Origin of the sequence: Pseudarthrobacter siccitolerans (genome assembly GCF_001046895.1) — a bacterium.
GTDB lineage: Bacteria > Actinomycetota > Actinomycetes > Actinomycetales > Micrococcaceae > Arthrobacter > Arthrobacter siccitolerans.
In genome coordinates, this window is sequence record NZ_CAQI01000035.1 from 59,186 (window position 1) to 76,754 (window position 17,569).

The following is a 17,569-nucleotide window of genomic DNA, read 5'->3' on the forward strand; positions in this document are numbered from 1 at the left end:
AATTTCTCCTTTGATGGATGTGTCGATTTGCTGGCAGAGCGCGTTCAGCTACTCCGAGAGTGCAACCACGGTTCCCCCGTAGTTGGGCAGCCCGCCAGTTATTGACAGTCCCTCTTCAAGAGAGACGAAGCGGGTGAAGTAACCCTGTATGCCACGGCAGTTACCGCCAGTGCAGTCCGGGGCGGACGGGTCAAGATCAGTCAGTCCTGGCCCACCACCGAACTTGAACCCGGTGACCTGGAAAGCCAGGAATCCGGCTAGGGTAAATTTGGTTTTTTGTCCGTTTTGAACTGCGCTCGTGAAGACAGGAATCAGGATCGGAGAGTCCTTGATCGTTGACGGCATATCTTGACAGACGTTGGGGAGATCGTTGCCGGGGTTGCTGCCGACTTCGCTATTGGCGATGTTGATGTTTGTCGAGCAGCCAGTGTCCGTGTCCAGCCAGCCAAATCCGCCGGGTGCGTAGCCGTTTTGCGCCTCGCAACCTGGCACGGTGGGTACGTTTTGGTCATAGCGGAACAAGATTCGCGCAGGGTTGGGATCTCCGGTGAAAGTACCGGTTGACTGAAGTTCAGCCAACTGGCTGGACGACAGGTACTTTTCGAAGACACACATGCTGATGGTCCAGGGCAGAGTCGTCGCTTCCGACGGCGAACCCCAGGACGCTTCCGCTACGGCTGTAATCGCAGCCGTGTCCATACCCATGACTTTTGCGAAGAACAGTGAGAAGTGGTTGCTGCCGGATCCAGCTTCCCGGGCGTTTGTTTCCACGCGGACCGTGTTGGCGTTGGGCTGCGTAACAGAGAAAACGCCAGTTGAACCGTCATTGGCGTTAGCGTCCGCCAATCGGTTGGCAGGCGCGGCCATAGCCGTAGTGCAATTCAATCCCTTAGCACAATCGCCTGCAATTGCCAGGGCCGTTGCATCGGCCCCGTTTTGAACCTGGGCTTTCTCCGCATACATCGCCCCAACGTCCACGGCTATGGCTGCGCATCCAAGTACTGCAACCATAAGCACCGCCACGATGATGGCCGCCGCACCGTTTTCCGGATTCTGCTTTTCACTCGAACTTCTGGACTTGAAATGGGCAAATCGTCCTACCCGCCGCATCTCATTACCCCCACTCCTGTCATAGATAATGGAAAGATGCCGGAAGCGCCGAAGAAGCCGGCATCGAGGAAGCCTGTTAACGAGGGCAAGGCCACCCTGGTCTCGACCTGAACGTTGGAAGTTGACGTGCAGCTGCTTGCGTTGTCGGTTACGGTAACGCTCAATCCAGATAGTGATGGCGCTGCTGCGAGGGTGGCTGCCTGGACATCAAAGCCGGACTCGCCGTGGTGTATTGCCGCATAACGGGCACCTTCCCGTGCGGCTTGAGTGAGGGACACCTGGACGTTGAGAGCCCTGCCGAACTCTATAATTCCCAGGAGGATCAGCAGCAGCAGCGGGAGGACAATGGCCATCTCGACCGCTACGGCGCCTCTTTCCTTCCCTTTTTTCTTCATGACCTCTCCCAGAGTGTCCCATCGAATTTGAGTATGTTTGCTGGCTGCAGCGGCAGCCCGCCGGCACCGCTGCGGTATGTAGCCCCTCTAGAGAGCGGCGGAAACAGAGGTAAAGAGTCCTGCGTTTGGCGGGCCGAGAATAATGACAGCAGCCGTAACGAGGACTGCGATAAAGGCGGCCAGGATCCCGTACTCGACCATGGTTGCGCCCTTCTCTTCCGAAGTGATGCGCATGGACGGTGTGAAAAACGGAGGTGAGGGTAGAAATTAGAGCGATCCCTTTTCGTTCCTAACGAAAGTGGACCCAGATGCCGTTCAGAAGGAGTCGGAGGGCGAATGGAGTGCGCCTCGTACGCGCCCTCCATTCGCCCCTCCGGACTTAGAGCGCTGCAGACACGCTTGTGAACATGCCCTCGATCTGCGGGCCCAGGAGAAGGACGGCGCCCATCACGACGACCGCGATGAACGCGACCATGATGCCGTACTCAACCATCGTGGCTCCCTTTTCTTCCCGAGTGAAACGATCCTTGACGCCGGCGATGAAAGCAGTCATTGAGACCATGAGAGAAGTCATTGTATTTTCCTTAATTCGGTGAAATTGGTTTCTTGGATTTCAACGAATTTCCAGCTGCCCCCATAATTCCTTAGCGGCTGGACTTCGCTAAGAAGAGATTGTCATTTCCACTCAAACGCAACAATGCGTAGTGGTACTCGACTTTTCTGCTGGTTAAAAAAGGTACGTACTCGGAACTTTTGCGGAGTACTCAGATGGGCAGGCCGACTTCTCGGGTACTACTTGGGAGGACTGCTCGCTGCAGCGTCGAGAGGTAGGTGGGTTCTAGGTCAGGAAGAGCGTGATAACGGCAGTTGCGGCGAGCATGGACGGCCCGTGGGGCACTTCTGCCCCTTTGTTCCGGCCTTTCAGGGCTACCAGGGTTAGCGTGACCAGACCGTTGAGTATGAAGCCCAGAAGGCCGCCATAAAGTAGCGGTGTCCAACCTAGGTACCCCAAGTAGAGGCCGATGGGTGCGGCAAGCTTTACATCGCCCATCCCGATGGCGCCGGGAGAAATCAGGGCCAGGGCCAGGTAGGCAGCGAACAAAATGACGGCTGCGATCATGCCGCGGAGCAGGTTGCCCATCTGGGAATCAGAGATAGCCGGCAACAATAAAAGCAGGAAACCGCCCAAAAGCGTTGCCAAGACAAGGGGGTTGGGCAGTAAATGCAGGGCAATGTCAGTCCGCGCCAGTTGCACGCCGATGACGGCAAGGAAAATAAAGGCTGGTAATTGGCTGCTAATTCCGAGGCGTAAAGCAAACGCGAAGCAGATCGCAAAGGTAAGTGCCGCGGTCGTGATCCTGACGGGAAGGGTGGGAACGGCGCCCAGCCTCGGAAGGTGCTTTGCGATGAGGGCCTCGGAGGCAGGGGAGAGGATCAGTCCCAGGAGTGCTGCTCCAATGACGAAGAGCCAGCCGGAACCATCATCAACCATTGAAAACACCGCGACCCCCTGTGTCCGTCATGCCGGCGGGAGCTGAGACGCCGTCCGGCTACCCCATTTTGACCCTGAACCCCTTAACGCGCTAATCTTGGTAGTCGTTGTGCGTGTCCTATTCCGATGGTGCGTGCCCGCTTGAGAATCCGGTTGCAGGATAACTACTCAACGTGCACATTCGGAACCTCAGGATGACTGGTTACATAGAGCCCTCACCTCTGTTCCGGTAGCGCGCAGACAGTAGGTGCACGAGCTAGTGACACCTAAAAAAGAACGCCAGAACAAGAACGAGGCAAACACCGTGCGTACGTACACCCCGAAGCCCGGCGATATCAACCGCCAGTGGCACGTCATTGACGCCACAGACGTTGTCCTTGGTCGTCTTGCAAGCCAGACCGCAATCCTGCTGCGCGGCAAGCACAAGGCCACCTATGCATCCCACATGGACATGGGCGACTTCGTCATCATCATCAACGCTGAAAAGGTAGCCCTCACCGGCGCCAAGCTGGAGCAGAAGCGCGCATACCGCCACTCCGGCTACCCGGGCGGCCTGACCTCCGTCAACTACGCGGAACTGCTGGAATCCAACCCGGTCCGCGCCGTGGAGAAGGCCATCAAGGGCATGCTCCCGAAGAACTCCCTCGCTGCACAGCAGCTGGGCAAGCTGAAGGTGTACCGCGGTGCTGAGCACCCCCACGCCGCCCAGCAGCCCAAGACTTTCGAAATCACCCAGGTCGCCCAGTAGTCCTGGCCACCAAACAACTTATCTATACAAGGAGAATCGTGGCTCAGAACGAAGAGACCACCGAGGCCGTCGAGGCCGAGGAAACCCTGACCAGCTACACCTCTGAAAGCTCGGCTGCTGAAGCTGCGCCCAAGAAGGAGCGCCCGGCACTGACCGTTGCCGGCGCTGCAGTTGGCCGTCGCAAGGAAGCTGTTGCACGCGTTCGCGTTGTCCCCGGCTCCGGCAAGTGGACCATCAACGGCCGCGCGCTGGACAACTACTTTCCGAACAAGCTGCACCAGCAGGACGTCAACGAGCCCTTCAAGATCCTTGATCTCGAAGGCGCCTACGACGTCATCGCCCGCATCCACGGCGGCGGCATCTCCGGCCAGGCCGGCGCCTTGCGCCTCGGCATCGCCCGTTCGCTGAACGAGATCGACGTCGAGAACAACCGCGCCACGCTGAAGAAGGCCGGTTACCTCTCCCGCGACGCCCGTGTCATCGAGCGTAAGAAGGCCGGTCTCAAGAAGGCCCGCAAGGCTCAGCAGTACTCCAAGCGCTAAAATCCGCTTACACGAAAAGCCCGTCCCGCCATTGGCGGGACGGGCTTTTCTGTTTGCGTCGCTTTGCTTTGATTGCAGGCTAATGCGTCCCACCGGAAGGCCTGGGATCACGTGCGTCCCACCGGAGGGCCTGTGAACACGCGACAGGACGTTGAAGGGGTGAGCTCAGCAGTGCGCCAAATGTCGATTCCTACGTGAGCAGTGTGTAGTACTCCGCGCTGCCGATCTGCTCGACCGGAAAATTAGTTCTAACCCAAGCGACAATTTTCGCTGACTCGCCACGGCCTTCCAGCGTCAATGGCGGCAGTTCCTGGATCACGAACGATGCCACCTTGCCCTCGTCCACCATGGCCTGAAACTCTTTCAGCGTGGGGAAAGGGTCTGTGCCATCAAAGCCGCCGACAGGCAGCACGGATCGACGGCTCTCCAGCTGATAGTTTGCCGCAGTCTCAGATCCCACCATCGCGGCTGACCACTTCGCCGAAGCTGGAGCAGCACGCAGCCGGGACACCACCTCGTCCTCCGGGATGTCGCCGAACATCACCGCGATAAAGCTTGGCGGCACGTCAGAGCCCACTTGCTTGCGATCGGGATGGTCTGTCCTAATGCCCAGAATGCTGGGCCCAGCCACAACGCCCGCGCCGGCATGCGGGCTAAGTACTGTGTTCACAGACCAAACTATCGGCCCGAGTAATAGCGCCACCGCAAGAACTCCTGTAGAGACGGACCGCATTATCTGCGTCGGCGGAGGAAGAAGCTGCAGCGCTATGGCCACTGACCATAGCCCCAATGCAACGGGCGGGCCGCCAGGGAAATCGGCAGTTGACCGAGCCGCGGTGACAAAGCCGAGGACCATCGTCACCAGCAAAGTGCCAGCCAGCGCCAGGCGGACAGAGCGACGATCTCGCAGCCGGTAGAAGTGCACCAGTGCTATCGCTGCCAGGCAGCTCAGCGGTGGAACAAGGGTCAATGAGTAGTAAGGGTGGACGATCCCTGACATGAAGGCCAGCACTGTGGCGGAAGTGAGGAACCAGACCCCAGAAAGAACGAGGAATGCCCGGTACTGTCTGCTGCCGCTGCTGCGCTTCAGGTGCCATACCGCCAGCAGAAGCCCTGCGATAGCCAGGGGCAGAAACCACCCGAACTGGCCCGAGAATTGTGGCTGGAGAAAGCGCTGGAATCCCGGATCGAGTTTTTCCGCGAGATCGGCCGCGCTGGGAGACATGGTGCGGCTCGCGTCCTCACCGGTGAGTCGATCCAGGCCGTTGTATCCGAGTGTCAGCTCCACTGCGCTGTTGAAGCGGGAACCGCCTACAAAGGGCCGGTTGGAGGGGGCCGTCATCTGCACCACGATGAACCACCAACCTCCCGCAACAGCTGCTGCCAACAAGGCACCTAGCAGGTGCAGCAGGCGCTTAACTATGGGGACACTGGCAAACATCAGGTAAACGGAAGCGATCGCAGGCAGTAGCAGGGCTATTTGAAGCTGTTTCGTCAGGAGGGCTGCACCGGTGAGCAGCCCGGACAGCATCAGCCATCGCATCCGGTCGCGGCGAATTGACTCCAACGCCCCGTAGGCAGCGCCGATCATCAGCAAGGTCAACAGAGCATCGGGATTGTTGTAACGGAACATCACCGTCGCTACAGGGGTTACGGCCAGAGCTGTGGCGGCAAGGAAACCAACAGTGAGGCTGACGTAGCGTCGAACCATTCGGAAGAGCAGATACACGCTGGCTACACCCATCAGGGCCTGGGGAACCAGGATGCTCCAAGGACTAAGGCCAAAGGCCCAAACAGACGCAGACATCACCCAGAGGCTCAGTGGAGGCTTGTCCACGCTGATTGCGTTTCCGGGGTCGGAAGACGCAAAGAAGAACGCCGTCCAATCCTGCGAGCCCGCCATTGCCGCAGCCGAGTAGTACGAATTCGCCCAGCCGTTGCGGTCCAAGCCCCACGCGTACAGGAGGCTCGTTAGGGCTAAGAGTGCACAGAGGGCCCAACGTTCCGCCCGCGGTCCACGAAGAAGCCCGCGCCGCTCTGCCTGGGGCTGCGGCGCGGATATTACTTCTGCTGAAGCCTCGGGAAGGTCCATCGGGCCGCCGGTCGCGGCCTTCAAGCGACCCTGGCCAACTTGACGCCTGAATGTAGGGCTTGTGCGCCGCTCTCCGAATTGCGAACACGGAAGACCCAGATGCGCAGCAGTACAAACCGCATCAGAGTCGCAAGAATATTGGCACCGGTGAGGGCCATGAGCTCCATCGTGGAAGAAGAATCGGGCACAAGCGTATGCAACACCAGAAGCGAAGACGATGTGATCGACCAAGCCAGTGCAAACACAATAAGGCCTTGAAATTGCTGTGTGAAGAGCTTTTCCGGCCCGTTTATACCGAACGTAAAACGCCGGTTCGCAGCTGTATTCCCGACAGCTGTTAAAAGGAGGGCTAGAAAGTTGGCCTGCTGAGCCCCGAACGGGCCTTGAAACAGTAGAAAAAGCAAAGCGAAGGCCATAGTCGATATGCCGCCGACCATGCCGAACCGAACGACCTGGCCAAAGAAACTCGGCCGGGAGGGAGTAACTATTGGCCGTCGGCCAAGCTCTGCATAAATGGCCTGAACGGGGATCGAACCCTTAACCAAGGATCCGGCGACACGAACTAATCCGCGAACGTCGTCGATGGCTGTCTGCCGGATGTCCACCCTGCTGTCAGGATCATCCACCCAATCCACCGGTATCTCGTGAATCCGCAGGCCTGAACGTTCCGCGATGATCAGTAGTTCGGTGTCAAAGAACCATCCATTGTCTTCGACATGGGGGAGCAGAGTTCTGGCTACGTCCGCGCGGATGGCCTTGAATCCGCACTGTGCGTCTGAGAAACGCACCTGCATAGTGCGCTTCAGTAAGAAGTTGTACGACCGCGAAATAAACTCTCGCTTTGGCCCGCGGCTGACGCGCGAACTCTGTCCTAGCCTCGTGCCGATGGAGATATCCGAGTGGCCTGATAACAGCGGAGCCACCAATGGCAGCAGGGCTGCCAGGTCAGTCGAGAGGTCTACATCCAGATATGCCAGGACTTCGGCCTCTGACGCGCCCCATGCATCCCGGAGAGCATGCCCGCGCCCCTTGATCTCCAAACGCCGGTACTGAACGTTAGGTATGGTCTCAGCCAGACGAGTGGCAATCAGACGTGTGCTGTCCGTGCTGGCGTTGTCGGCGATGGTAATCTGCCACGACGCTGGCATTTCCAATTTCAGGTAATTCGCGAGCTCTACGATGCTCTTTTCGAGTACTGATTCCTCATTGAAAACCGGTACAACAATTTCAAGCGCCAGGCCCCCATGGCTAGGTTTCATGCTGTGTATGCTATAGACGCGTACGGCTGGCCCGCCAGCGTTAAACGGGATCTTGGGCAATTACTGATGGAAAACTTGGGGAATCCTTGATGGAGTGGTTTTTTGCACTGCCAAGCCTTGCAGGCGCGGTCGGCGTAGTCATTATTCCGGGGCTACTTTTGGGATGGGCGCTAGGCCTGCGTCAGGTGTGGTTGGTTTCGTTCGCACCTGTCCTGACAGCCTCGCTGGTAGCGGTATCCACTCTCGTCTGTTGGTGGTTGAAAGTCCGATGGGACATCGTCACATTCATCATCGCCACCGTCTTGATAGCCGGGGTCCTCCTGGTGTTGGTCCATTCGATGAGCAAGCGATGGCCGGCCGGTTTTGTTTGGATGCTGGAGCGGCGAACCGCAAGCAGCGGATACTGGATCGCTCTCTTGACGGGCGGGATGGTCCTGGCCATACGCTATGCCCAGATTGTCGAGCGCCCAACGAACATCAATCAGGGCATCGATACACCGTTTCATGTGAACTTTGTTCAGCAGATTCTTGATTCCGGTGATGGCTCGCCGTTTTCGGTGCAGGGATTGATGGGGGAGTCATCCGGGTTCTATCCTCAGATCTGGCATGCAATGGCAGCGTTGACTGCGCAGGCTACAGGGTTGCCCGTCGTTCCGGCCGCGAACGCCCTCAACTTCGCTATCGTTGCCGTCGCCTGGCCACTGGGTGTACTTCTTTTTGTCCATGTGGTTGTTGGGCCCAAGCTCGTCGCCCTGCTCGGAGCTGCAGTTGCCAGCGCCGGATTCTTCGCGTTCCCGTTCACGGTGATGCAAAGCCAGAAAAGTGATTTTGGCCCGCTCTTCCCCTATATGCTGGCGGTGACTTTTTTGCCGCCGCTGATTTCAGCGTTGGCGGCGGTATTGAAGTTTGGCAAGGTAACACCGATGCCGTGGCCGCTGGCCGCACTTACGCTCACCATTGGACTTCCCGGACTGGCCTGCACCCACATGTCAGGCCTGGTGGCTCTTGTAGGACTCTCATCCTTCTTTGCAGCCCTGGCCGCAGTCCGATCGTTTACCGAACTTCGGCGACGGCGGTCAGATTCCTTTGGTTACCTGCAGTGGGCGGCGCTTTGGATTAGCGTGTTCGCGGCTGGTCTGCTGATTTGGGCCACGGTCCGGCCCTGGACCACTACTTGGGACCCGATCGACTCCCTTCCCGCCGCCGCCGGCAGCGTGCTTTTAGTAGCACCTACCCACGGAGGGGTGGCATGGGGACTCGCAGCACTGACTCTGGCGGGCACAGTCCTGCTCATCTCCAGGCCCGCGGAGCGATGGTTTCTCGCTTCATATGCTGGCGCCGTTGTTCTGTATCTCGTAGCGGCCGTGGTCCCAATCCCAGTGGCGCGGGAGATTATTATCGGGGCCTGGTATGGAGATCCGCCCCGCCTCGCTGCACTCCTGCCCATGTTCTGGTCCGTATTTGTGGGCGCGGCTGGTGCGTGGATTTTTGAGGGCCTGTCACGGTACCGGGCCAAGTGGGTGGTCCCGGTTGGCATCGCAGCACTGGCTGCCTCTGTGGTCGTCTGGCCAACGAACTCGGAAACCACTCCCGGGCGGGAACGCACCTATGCCTTGGCGGACGCCTCTCCATTACTAAGACCCAATGAACTCGAATTGCTGAACCGGCTGAATACGCACGTGCCAGAAGATGCAGTAATTGCCAACAACCCTTGGGACGGTAGTTCCACCGCCTACGCCATTGCCGATCGCCGGGTGCTTTTTGCCCATGCCTATACGGGATCCAATGCCGATCGGCTCCTTGCCGCGAAGGAACTGAACCAAGCCCGTCCCAACTCGGAGGTCTGCGAGGCAGCAAAAAGACAGAACGTGCAATTCCTCCTCGACTTCGGGGGGCATTACATTGATCCAAAGCGAAAAGAAGTCAATGACTTTCCAGGCCTGAAAGCCGCAGACAACTCATCCGCCTTCATCAAGGTCGACCAGGAAGGCGATGCAGCCTTGTACAGGTTTGTCGGGTGTGACTCCTAGGCGCGTGCCTGCTTTGCCCCATCCTCTAGACTTGACCGGTGTCTAGATTATTTGGAACTGATGGTGTCCGGGGGCTGGCGAACGGTCTGTTGACTGCGGAGCTTGCCATGCAGCTGGCCCAGGCGGCCGCCGTCGTGCTCGGCCATGACCGCAACTCCAACGGCTCCCGGCCGCGCGCCGTGGTGGCCCGCGACCCGCGCGCCAGCGGCGAGTTCATCGCCGCCGCGGTGGAGGCGGGGCTCTCCAGCTCGGGCGTTGACGTCTACGACGCCGGTGTCCTCCCCACCCCCGCGGCGGCCTATCTTGTGGCTGACCTGGACGCAGACTTTGGCGTGATGATCTCCGCCTCGCACAACCCGGCGCCGGACAACGGCATCAAGTTCTTCGCCCGCGGCGGCCAGAAGCTCCCCGACGAGGTGGAAGACGCCATCGAGGCCCAGATGTCCAAGGAAGCCGTCCGCCCCGTCGGCGCCGACGTCGGCCGGATCCAGCGCTTCTCCGATGCCGAGGACCGCTACATCGTCCACCTGCTCCAGACGCTGCCGCACAACCTCGAGGGACTCACCGTGGTCCTCGACTGCGCGCATGGGGCCGCGAGCGGTTGCTCGCCGCAGGTATTCAAGGACGCCGGCGCAAACGTCATTGTCATCGGTGCCGACCCGGACGGCCACAACATCAACGACGGCGTCGGATCCACCCACCTCGGCCCCCTCAAGGAAGCAGTGGTCAAGTACCACGCTGACCTGGGAATCGCCCACGACGGCGACGCTGACCGCTGTCTCGCCGTGGACCACGAGGGCAACGAAGTGGACGGCGACCAGATCATGGCCATCCTCGCCCTCGCCCTGAAAGAGTCGGGCAAACTCAGGGACGACGTCCTGGTGGCCACGGTAATGAGCAACCTTGGCCTGAAGATCGCCCTCCGGGAAGCCGGCATCAGCATTCGGGAAACGGCTGTGGGGGACCGGTACGTCCTCGAGGAAATGCGCGACGGCGGCTTCAACCTCGGCGGCGAACAGTCCGGCCACGTCATTTTCGCCGACTACGCCACCACCGGCGACGGCGTCCTCACCGGTCTTCAGCTTGCCGCCCAGATAGCCCTGACTGGGAAGCCGCTGAAGGAACTCGCCACGGTGATGACCAAGCTCCCGCAGGTCCTGATCAACGTCAAGGGTGTGGACCGCACCAAGGTGGGCAGCAACGACGTCCTGGCCCAGGCCGTAGCATCCGCGGAAGCCGCTCTGGGTGACACCGGCCGCGTCCTGCTCCGCCCCTCCGGCACTGAACCTGTGGTGCGCGTGATGGTGGAAGCCGCAGACGAAGAAACCGCGCAGTCCATCGCCGAGCACCTCGCCCAGGTGGTCCGTGCCGAGCTGGCCCTCGAGCTCGTCAGCGAATAACCACAGCAAAGTGGCCCGCCTCCGTCAGGAAGCGGGCCACTGCTTTGTGTGAGCAAACTATTAGCGCGTGCGCTCCTTCAGCGCATCCCGGATCTCCGTCAGCAGCGCAATCTGCGGGTCCTCTGCCGACTCCTTCTTAACGTCCTGGTTGATCCCAAGCCGCCGGTTCCGGCGCTCGATCATCAGGTTCATCGGCATTACCACCACGAAGTAGATGGCCGCGGAGATCAGCAGGAAGTTAACGATGGCCGTCAGCAGGACGCCGAACTCGATGGCGTTGCCGTTGAGCTCGACCTTGGCGAAGCTGTCGAAGTTGGGAGAGCCCACGATCGCCGCCACGAAGGGCATCAGTACCTTGTTCACCAGCGCCGTGACCACTGCGCCAAAGGCAGTTCCGATGACGACGGCGACAGCAAGGTCAACAACGTTGCCCTTCATAATGAAGTTTTTGAATCCAGTCAGCATAGGAACAAACCTAGCGCAAAGCCTCAGGGGTACCCCGGCGCCGCCTCCACACCGAAGTACTCCTCCAGCGTGTTGATCCCGCGGTTCACCATGTCGGTGGCCGCCTCCACTCCGATGTACCGCAGGTGCCAGGGCTCGTAGTAGTACCCCGTGATGGGGTGGAACATCCACGGATACCGCACCACAAAGCCGAACCGGTGCCCGTTGGCCTTGGCCCACACGGCCGCTGGCTGGTCCGCGAAGCACGGCTGGAAGCTGCATGCGCCCCCGCCGTCCGCAATGTCGAACGCCCAGCCCGTCTGGTGCTCGGAGTAACCGGGCCGGGCGCTGGCCGTGTCGGCATCGGACTGCCCCCGTGAGGCGACGTACCCGTTGTAGGTGGCCACCTGCGTCGAATAGGAGCGGTAGCCGCTCGCCATGACCATGGCCACCCCTTCCTGCACGGCCGCTGCGAACATCGCTTCGGCCGCGGCCGCCGTCGTCCTGTTCAGCAGCGCGGATTCACCGGACGCGGTGGTCGCCACAGCAGGCTGGACCAAGTCAGCCGGCACGTAGTCCGCAGGCGCCAGCGGCCGGTGCTTGTTGACCACCAGCCAGGGGCTGGCCGGGTCAGTGAGGGAGAACTGGCGCGGCAGCGCGGAAGAGGGCGACGGCGTGGGGGACGGTTCAGGAGGCGGGGGAGCCGCCGTGGTGCCCTCCGCCGTCGTAATGGCGGAAGAGACGGACGGTGACGGTGATGCAGCAGGGGAGGCCGACGACGGCGCCGCCGCCTCGGGTGCCGCAGGCGTGCAGGCAGCCAGGACAGTGAGTCCTGCTCCCGCCGCCAGGAAGCGGGCGAAGCTGCGCCGGCTGGTCGCTGTCTCCGTAGGACCGCCAGCAGCTGCGCAGTCGTAGCACACCTGTGCTAGACCTTCCGGAGCAGCATGCGGCGGATGGAGTGGTCCATATCCTTGCTCAGCACCAGCTGGGCCCGGCCGCGCGTGGGGAGGACGTTCTCCTCCAGGTTGGGTTCGTTGATGCGCTTCCAGATGTCGCGTGCGGTGCTCTCCGCCTCGTCATCGGACAGGCTCGCATACCGGTGGAAGTAGGACTCCGGCTGGGCGAAGGCCGTGCTGCGCAGCTTGCGGAACCTGTCCACGTACCACTCTTCAATAAACGAAGTCTTGGCATCCACGTAGATCGAGAAGTCGAAGAAGTCGCTCAGCGCCAGCCCCTGCTTGCCGTCATGCCGCGGCCGCGCCGGTGCCAGGACATTGAGCCCTTCCACGATCAGCACATCGGGGCGGCGGACCACCACTTCCTTGCCGGGAACAATGTCGTAGGTGACATGCGAGTACCAGGGCGCCCGCACTTCCTCGGCGCCGCTCTTGATTTCGCTCACAAAACGCAGCAGCGCCCGGCGGTCGTAGGATTCCGGGAAGCCCTTGCGCTCCAGCAGCTGCCGCCGCTTCAACTCGGCCAGCGGGTACAGGAAACCGTCCGTGGTGATGAGTTCCACATTCGGGGTGCCGGGCCAGCGGCGGAGCATTTCACGAAGCACGCGGGCGATAGTGGACTTGCCCACGGCCACCGACCCCGCCACGCCGATCACAAAGGGGGTCCGCTGGGTCTGCTCGCCCAGGAACGTGGTGGTGGCGGCATGCAGCTGGCCGGCGGCTTCAACATAAAGGTGCAGAAGCCTGGAAAGCGGAAGGTAGACCTCCCGGACTTCCTTCAAATCCAGGGGATCGCCAAGGCCGCGGAGACGGAAGATATCCTCCTCGTTAAGAGGCTGCTCCATCTCATCTGCGAGCCGGGACCAGGTCTGCCGGTCCAGCTCAACGAACGGGGAGACGCCTTCGCCGTTCGCGTCGTTGCGTTGCACAGTCACTTTAGTGATTCTGCCCCCAGCCCGGCCGAGAGCGAAATGCGGGTGAGCTGGAGCACACGGGCTGACGCAACGAAACCGGCTTCACGGGCGGCCGCCTGGTTTAGATCTGACGGCCCCTGCCGATAGTCTTTAGCGTATGTGTGGAATCGTAGGATACGTGGGCCGTTCTGTTAACGGTGGAAGTCACAGTGCGCTGGATGTGGTCCTTGAGGGACTGCGCCGCCTGGAGTACCGGGGCTACGACTCCGCGGGAGTCGCTGTAGTTTCGGAAGGCTCCATCGAGTCCCGGAAGAAGTCGGGCAAGCTGAGCAACCTGATCGCCGAGCTTGAAGAACACCCGCTGCCGGAGACCGTGACCGGAATCGGGCACACCCGGTGGGCCACGCACGGCGGGCCGACGGACCGGAACGCCCACCCGCACCTTGCCGATAACGGCAAGTTGGCCGTCATCCACAACGGCATCATCGAAAACTTCGCCGAGCTCAAGCTCGAGCTGCTCGAAAAGGGTGTCACCTTCCTCTCCGAGACGGACACTGAGGTGGCCGCGGCCCTGCTGGCGGACATCTTCCGGAACAAGCTCGGCGGCGACGTGTCCGACGGCGGCCTGACCCGTGCCATGGAGCTCGCCTGCCAGCGGCTCGAAGGCGCCTTCACCCTCCTGGCGGTCCACGCTGACCAGCCCAACGTGGTGGTGGCAGCCCGCCGCAATTCACCCCTGGTGGTGGGCCTGGGCGAGGGCGAGAACTTCCTGGGCTCGGACGTGTCCGGGTTCATCGATTACACCCGCCGTGCGGTGGAACTGGGCCAGGACCAGATTGTCACCATCACCGCGGACACGGTGGACATCACCGACTTCTTCGGCAACCCGGCGGCCGGCAAGGAATACCACGTGGACTGGGACCCGGCCTCCGCCAAGAAGGGCGGCTTCAGCTCGTTCATGGAAAAGGAAATCCATGACCAGCCCGACGCCGTGGCGCAGACCCTGCTGGGCCGGTCCGACCTGGACGGCAAGCTGACCCTGAACGAGCTCCGGATCGATCCGGAACTGCTCAAGCAGGTTAACAAGATTGTGGTCCTTGCCTGTGGCACCGCCGCGTACGCAGGCACCGTGGCGAAGTACGCCATCGAGAACTGGTGCCGGATCCCCACCGAGGTGGAACTCGCGCACGAGTTCCGTTACCGGGACCCGATCCTGGACGAGAACACCCTGGTGGTGTCCATCAGCCAGTCCGGCGAAACCATGGACACCCTGATGGCCGTCCGCTACGCACGTGAACAGGGCGCGAAGACCATCTCAATCTGCAACACCAACGGCTCCACCATCCCGCGCGAATCCGACGCCGTGCTCTACACGCACGCCGGCCCGGAGATCGCGGTCGCTTCGACCAAGGCGTTCCTGGCCCAGATCACGGCAGCATACCTGCTGGGCCTGTACCTGGCGCAGCTGCGGGGGAACATCTTCTCCGGCCAGATCAAGGACGTCCTGGCGGACCTGGCCAAGATCCCGGACAAGATCCAGACCATCCTGGACAACGCCGGCCCGCTGCGCGAACTCGCCCGCAGCATGGCCAACGAGCAGTCGGTACTGTTCCTGGGCCGGCACGTGGGCTACCCCGTGGCCCTCGAAGGTGCGCTGAAGCTGAAGGAAATCGCGTACATCCACGCCGAGGGCTTCGCCGCCGGCGAGCTCAAGCACGGCCCCATCGCCCTGATCGACGAGGGCAAGCCGGTGTTTGTGATTGTCCCGTCCCCGCGCGGCCGTGAATCGCTGCACGCCAAGGTGATCAGCAACATCCAGGAAATCCGAGCCCGCGGCGCCCGCACCCTGGTCATCGCCGAGGAAGGCGACGAAGCCGTGAAGGCCTACGCCGAGCACGTCTTCTACGTCCCCGAGACCCCCACCCTGCTCATGCCGCTGCTGACCACCGTCCCGCTGCAGATCTTCGCCGCGGAACTCGCCGCAGCCAAGGGCTACGACGTGGACCAGCCCCGCAACCTCGCCAAGAGCGTTACGGTCGAGTAACCCTTCTTCACTCATAGCGGAAACCCCGGGTCCACCAGCCCGGGGTTTCCGCTTTTAACGGCTCGTGCGCTGCCGGTGGTCCGGCCAGTAACGTGCGTCACCGTAGAATAAGCCGCATGATTGTTGGCATTGGCGTAGACGTTGTAGACATCGAGCGGTTCGGCCGCCAGCTTGAGCGCACCCCCGGCCTCCGGGACCGTTTGTTCGTTCCCGCCGAGCGCGAGCTGAACATCCGCTCCCTCGCTGCGCGGTTTGCCGCGAAGGAAGCTGTGGCCAAAGTCCTCGGTGCGCCGGCCGGCATGAACTGGCAGGACTGCTGGATCGGCCTGGACCACAACGGCCCCACCGTCCAGGTCAAGGGCACCGTGCTGGCCGTCGCCGAGGCCAAGGGCGTCAAGCGCTGGCACCTCTCCATCAGCCACGACGGCGGCATCGCCACGGCCACGGTCCTGGCCGAAGGCTGAACCGGCGGGCCACCGCCACTGACACCGTGATCAGCGCCTACACCGGAAAACAGGTCCGGCAAGCCGAGGAACCACTCCTCGCTGCCGGACTCGGCGATGTCCTCATGCAGCGCGCGGCCCACGGCTTAGCCAACGCAGTAGTCCGGGAATTCAAGTCCCGGGGGCTGCGGACCTACGGCGCCGGTGTTGCCGTCCTCACCGGCAAAGGCAACAACGGCGGGGATGGTCTCTATGCCGCCGCTTTCCTTGCCGCCCGGGGCATGCGTACGACGGCGATACTCACCGCAGGCTCCGCCCATCCCCAGGCTTTGGCTGCTTTTGAGCAGGCCGGCGGCCGCGTCCTGTACCTCAGTGACGCGGCATCCGGTGCGCTGGTTTCAGAAGCCGTGCGCGCCGACGTCGTCATCGATGCAGTGCTGGGAACGGGCGCGAAAGGCGGCCTGAGGGGGAGTGCGGCGGACCTGGTCACTGCCATTGCGGACGCCCGTGCCCAAGCCCGTGCCGAGGGCTTTGTTGTTGCGTGCGATCTGCCCAGTGGCGTGGACGCCGATACCGGCGCAGTGTCCACGCCCGCGCTCGCCGCGGACCTGACGGTGACTTTCGGTGCAGCCAAAACGGGCCTGCTGGTTGATCCCGGCGCTGACTATGCCGGCCGCGTGGACGTGGTGCCCATCGGCATCGAGGAGCACCTCGACCAGCCGGGACTGCGAAGGCTCGAGGATGCTGACGTTGCCCGCCTCCTGCCGCACCCGGCGCGGCGGGCGCACAAATACTCACGCGGAGTCCTGGGCGTGGTGGCCGGCTCGGCAGATTATCCCGGCGCGGCCGTCCTCGCCTGCCGCGGCGCCCTCGCCGCCGGAGTGGGGATGGTCCGGTACCTGGGGCCGCCCGAGGTTGCAGATCTGGTGCGCCGGTCCTGCCCCGAGATGGTCTGCAGTACAGGTGCTGTCGCCGACAACAGGGTCCAGGCCTGGCTGGTGGGCTCCGGCATGGGGCCGGATGACCACGACCAGCTGCAGCGTGCCCGGGACGCCGTCACTTCCGGCCTGCCCGTGGTGGCTGACGCCGGTGCGCTGCCCGCCCTTCCCGACGTCATGGCCCCGAATGTGGTCCTGACCCCGCACGCCGGCGAGCTCGCCGCATTGCTGAAGCGGCTGGGCGGCGAGGAGGACCGGGCGGCCGTGGAAGCCGGCACCCTTGCCGCCGTCCGCCGGGCAGCGGCGCTGACCGGTGCCACCGTCCTGCTCAAGGGGGCGACCACGCTTGTGGCAGCACCCGCCGGGGACGTGTTCAGCCAGGCGGACGGTACGCCGTGGCTCGCCACGGCCGGCAGCGGCGACGTCCTGGCCGGCATCATCGGTGCCCTGCTCGCCCAGGAGGATTCCGACGTCGGCCGCTTCCGGGAGATGGGCGTGGAACCCGAGCAGCGCTGGGCGGCGGTGGCCGCGCTGGGAGCGGCACTGCACGGCAAAGCCGGGAGGGCGGCGTCGGACGCCTGCTCCGGCGGACCGATCGCTGCTGGCGGAATCGCCGATGCCATACCTGAAACGTGGGGTAAAGTCAGCATGCTTAGTAACGCTGGGGTCCGGAAACGTAATAGTCACACCCTGCCGTTACGGTAGGCATTAGTTCGCACCGGCAGCAGGGGCGCTCCTGCTCTTCTGCTGCCGTCTTATAAA

Annotated in this window: 17 protein-coding genes; 7 read left to right on the forward strand and 10 right to left on the reverse strand. The window is 62.1% G+C overall.

Translation table 11 applies throughout. The features are described 5' to 3' along the window. Nucleotides 1–48: 48 nt before the first annotated feature. The 5 genes from ARTSIC4J27_RS06215 to ARTSIC4J27_RS06230 all read right to left on the reverse strand — a co-directional run bounded on the left by ARTSIC4J27_RS06215 (nucleotide 49) and on the right by ARTSIC4J27_RS06230 (nucleotide 2,997). Nucleotides 49–1,110, reverse strand: a complete 1,062-nt coding sequence (locus tag ARTSIC4J27_RS06215) for a Tad domain-containing protein (protein WP_050054345.1) — start codon at nucleotides 1,108–1,110, stop codon at nucleotides 49–51. Continuing rightward, complete coding sequence (locus ARTSIC4J27_RS06220) at nucleotides 1,098–1,505, reverse strand: TadE/TadG family type IV pilus assembly protein (RefSeq protein ID WP_050054346.1); 408 nt, start codon at nucleotides 1,503–1,505, stop codon at nucleotides 1,098–1,100. Before ARTSIC4J27_RS06220 ends, ARTSIC4J27_RS06215 begins: the two co-directional genes overlap by 13 nt. A gap of 87 nt (nucleotides 1,506–1,592) precedes the next feature. Next, a complete protein-coding gene (locus ARTSIC4J27_RS22075) occupies nucleotides 1,593–1,739 on the reverse strand; it encodes a Flp family type IVb pilin (RefSeq protein WP_083435348.1) in 147 nt (48 codons plus the stop codon). A gap of 145 nt (nucleotides 1,740–1,884) precedes the next feature. Continuing rightward, a complete protein-coding gene (locus ARTSIC4J27_RS06225) occupies nucleotides 1,885–2,079 on the reverse strand; it encodes a Flp family type IVb pilin (RefSeq protein ID WP_050054347.1) in 195 nt (64 codons plus the stop codon). 264 nt (nucleotides 2,080–2,343) lie between these two features. Then, entirely contained in the window at nucleotides 2,344–2,997 is a 654-nt protein-coding gene (locus tag ARTSIC4J27_RS06230) for a prepilin peptidase (RefSeq protein ID WP_050054348.1), read from the reverse strand. 304 nt (nucleotides 2,998–3,301) lie between these two features. On the opposite strand from ARTSIC4J27_RS06230, the gene rplM reads away from it, so the two are divergent. Both rplM and rpsI read left to right on the forward strand, forming a co-directional pair. Then, nucleotides 3,302–3,745, forward strand: coding sequence for a 50S ribosomal protein L13 (rplM, locus tag ARTSIC4J27_RS06235; RefSeq protein ID WP_009358699.1), 444 nt, complete (start codon nucleotides 3,302–3,304; stop codon nucleotides 3,743–3,745). Between the two features lie 38 nt (nucleotides 3,746–3,783). Continuing rightward, on the forward strand, nucleotides 3,784–4,287 hold the full coding sequence (gene rpsI, locus ARTSIC4J27_RS06240; RefSeq protein ID WP_050054349.1) for a 30S ribosomal protein S9: 504 nt from the start codon (nucleotides 3,784–3,786) through the stop codon (nucleotides 4,285–4,287). A gap of 190 nt (nucleotides 4,288–4,477) precedes the next feature. Here rpsI and ARTSIC4J27_RS06245 read toward each other — a convergent pair whose 3' ends face one another. Both ARTSIC4J27_RS06245 and ARTSIC4J27_RS06250 read right to left on the reverse strand, forming a co-directional pair. Then, entirely contained in the window at nucleotides 4,478–6,235 is a 1,758-nt protein-coding gene (locus ARTSIC4J27_RS06245) for a glycosyltransferase family 39 protein (protein ID WP_161799556.1), read from the reverse strand. 164 nt (nucleotides 6,236–6,399) lie between these two features. Continuing rightward, a complete protein-coding gene (locus ARTSIC4J27_RS06250) occupies nucleotides 6,400–7,638 on the reverse strand; it encodes a glycosyltransferase (protein ID WP_050054386.1) in 1,239 nt (412 codons plus the stop codon). Between the two features lie 89 nt (nucleotides 7,639–7,727). Here ARTSIC4J27_RS06250 and ARTSIC4J27_RS06255 point away from each other — a divergent pair, with 89 nt between their 5' ends. Together ARTSIC4J27_RS06255 and glmM are read left to right on the forward strand one after the other, a co-directional pair. After that, on the forward strand, nucleotides 7,728–9,668 hold the full coding sequence (locus ARTSIC4J27_RS06255; RefSeq protein ID WP_050054351.1) for a DUF6541 family protein: 1,941 nt from the start codon (nucleotides 7,728–7,730) through the stop codon (nucleotides 9,666–9,668). 38 nt (nucleotides 9,669–9,706) lie between these two features. Continuing rightward, nucleotides 9,707–11,068 carry a phosphoglucosamine mutase gene (gene glmM, locus ARTSIC4J27_RS06260; protein ID WP_050054352.1) on the forward strand — a complete coding sequence of 454 codons (1,362 nt, stop codon included), beginning with the start codon at nucleotides 9,707–9,709 and terminating at the stop codon, nucleotides 11,066–11,068. Nucleotides 11,069–11,128: 60 nt separating this feature from the next. On the opposite strand, the gene mscL is transcribed toward glmM, so the two are convergent. From mscL to coaA, 3 genes are read right to left on the reverse strand one after another with little or no spacing between them, the layout of a single operon-like run. Then, nucleotides 11,129–11,533: a large conductance mechanosensitive channel protein MscL gene (mscL, locus tag ARTSIC4J27_RS06265; RefSeq protein ID WP_050054353.1), complete on the reverse strand. Its 405-nt coding sequence runs from the start codon at nucleotides 11,531–11,533 to the stop codon at nucleotides 11,129–11,131. Nucleotides 11,534–11,556: 23 nt separating this feature from the next. Next, the gene (locus ARTSIC4J27_RS06270) at nucleotides 11,557–12,432 is read right to left on the reverse strand and encodes a M15 family metallopeptidase (protein WP_050054354.1); all 876 of its coding nucleotides are present in this window, start codon (nucleotides 12,430–12,432) and stop codon (nucleotides 11,557–11,559) included. Between the two features lie 5 nt (nucleotides 12,433–12,437). Further along, nucleotides 12,438–13,403 carry a type I pantothenate kinase gene (gene coaA, locus ARTSIC4J27_RS06275; protein WP_050054355.1) on the reverse strand — a complete coding sequence of 322 codons (966 nt, stop codon included), beginning with the start codon at nucleotides 13,401–13,403 and terminating at the stop codon, nucleotides 12,438–12,440. Nucleotides 13,404–13,539: 136 nt separating this feature from the next. On the opposite strand from coaA, the gene glmS reads away from it, so the two are divergent. The 3 genes from glmS to ARTSIC4J27_RS06290 all read left to right on the forward strand — a co-directional run bounded on the left by glmS (nucleotide 13,540) and on the right by ARTSIC4J27_RS06290 (nucleotide 17,512). Beyond that, nucleotides 13,540–15,426 carry a glutamine--fructose-6-phosphate transaminase (isomerizing) gene (gene glmS, locus ARTSIC4J27_RS06280; protein ID WP_050054356.1) on the forward strand — a complete coding sequence of 629 codons (1,887 nt, stop codon included), beginning with the start codon at nucleotides 13,540–13,542 and terminating at the stop codon, nucleotides 15,424–15,426. Between the two features lie 116 nt (nucleotides 15,427–15,542). Then, entirely contained in the window at nucleotides 15,543–15,890 is a 348-nt protein-coding gene (locus tag ARTSIC4J27_RS06285; RefSeq protein ID WP_050054357.1) for a holo-ACP synthase, read from the forward strand. Between the two features lie 26 nt (nucleotides 15,891–15,916). Then, the gene (locus ARTSIC4J27_RS06290; protein ID WP_050054358.1) at nucleotides 15,917–17,512 is read left to right on the forward strand and encodes a bifunctional ADP-dependent NAD(P)H-hydrate dehydratase/NAD(P)H-hydrate epimerase; all 1,596 of its coding nucleotides are present in this window, start codon (nucleotides 15,917–15,919) and stop codon (nucleotides 17,510–17,512) included. The last annotated feature ends 57 nt before the right edge of the window (nucleotides 17,513–17,569 follow it).

Bases quoted from the DNA above. Each gene is read 5' to 3' on its own strand.
- glmS (WP_050054356.1), top strand. From the start codon at position 13,540: ATGTGTGGAATCGTAGGATACGTGGGCCGTTCTGTTAACGGTGGAAGT.
- ARTSIC4J27_RS06220 (WP_050054346.1), bottom strand. From the start codon at position 1,505: ATGAAGAAAAAAGGGAAGGAAAGAGGCGCCGTAGCGGTCGAGATGGCC.
- ARTSIC4J27_RS06230 (WP_050054348.1), bottom strand. From the start codon at position 2,997: ATGGTTGATGATGGTTCCGGCTGGCTCTTCGTCATTGGAGCAGCACTC.
- ARTSIC4J27_RS06285 (WP_050054357.1), top strand. From the start codon at position 15,543: ATGATTGTTGGCATTGGCGTAGACGTTGTAGACATCGAGCGGTTCGGC.
- mscL (WP_050054353.1), bottom strand. From the start codon at position 11,533: ATGCTGACTGGATTCAAAAACTTCATTATGAAGGGCAACGTTGTTGAC.
- ARTSIC4J27_RS06225 (WP_050054347.1), bottom strand. From the start codon at position 2,079: ATGACTTCTCTCATGGTCTCAATGACTGCTTTCATCGCCGGCGTCAAG.
- ARTSIC4J27_RS22075 (WP_083435348.1), bottom strand. From the start codon at position 1,739: ATGCGCATCACTTCGGAAGAGAAGGGCGCAACCATGGTCGAGTACGGG.
- ARTSIC4J27_RS06250 (WP_050054386.1), bottom strand. From the start codon at position 7,638: ATGAAACCTAGCCATGGGGGCCTGGCGCTTGAAATTGTTGTACCGGTT.
- ARTSIC4J27_RS06255 (WP_050054351.1), top strand. From the start codon at position 7,728: ATGGAGTGGTTTTTTGCACTGCCAAGCCTTGCAGGCGCGGTCGGCGTA.
- ARTSIC4J27_RS06215 (WP_050054345.1), bottom strand. From the start codon at position 1,110: ATGCGGCGGGTAGGACGATTTGCCCATTTCAAGTCCAGAAGTTCGAGT.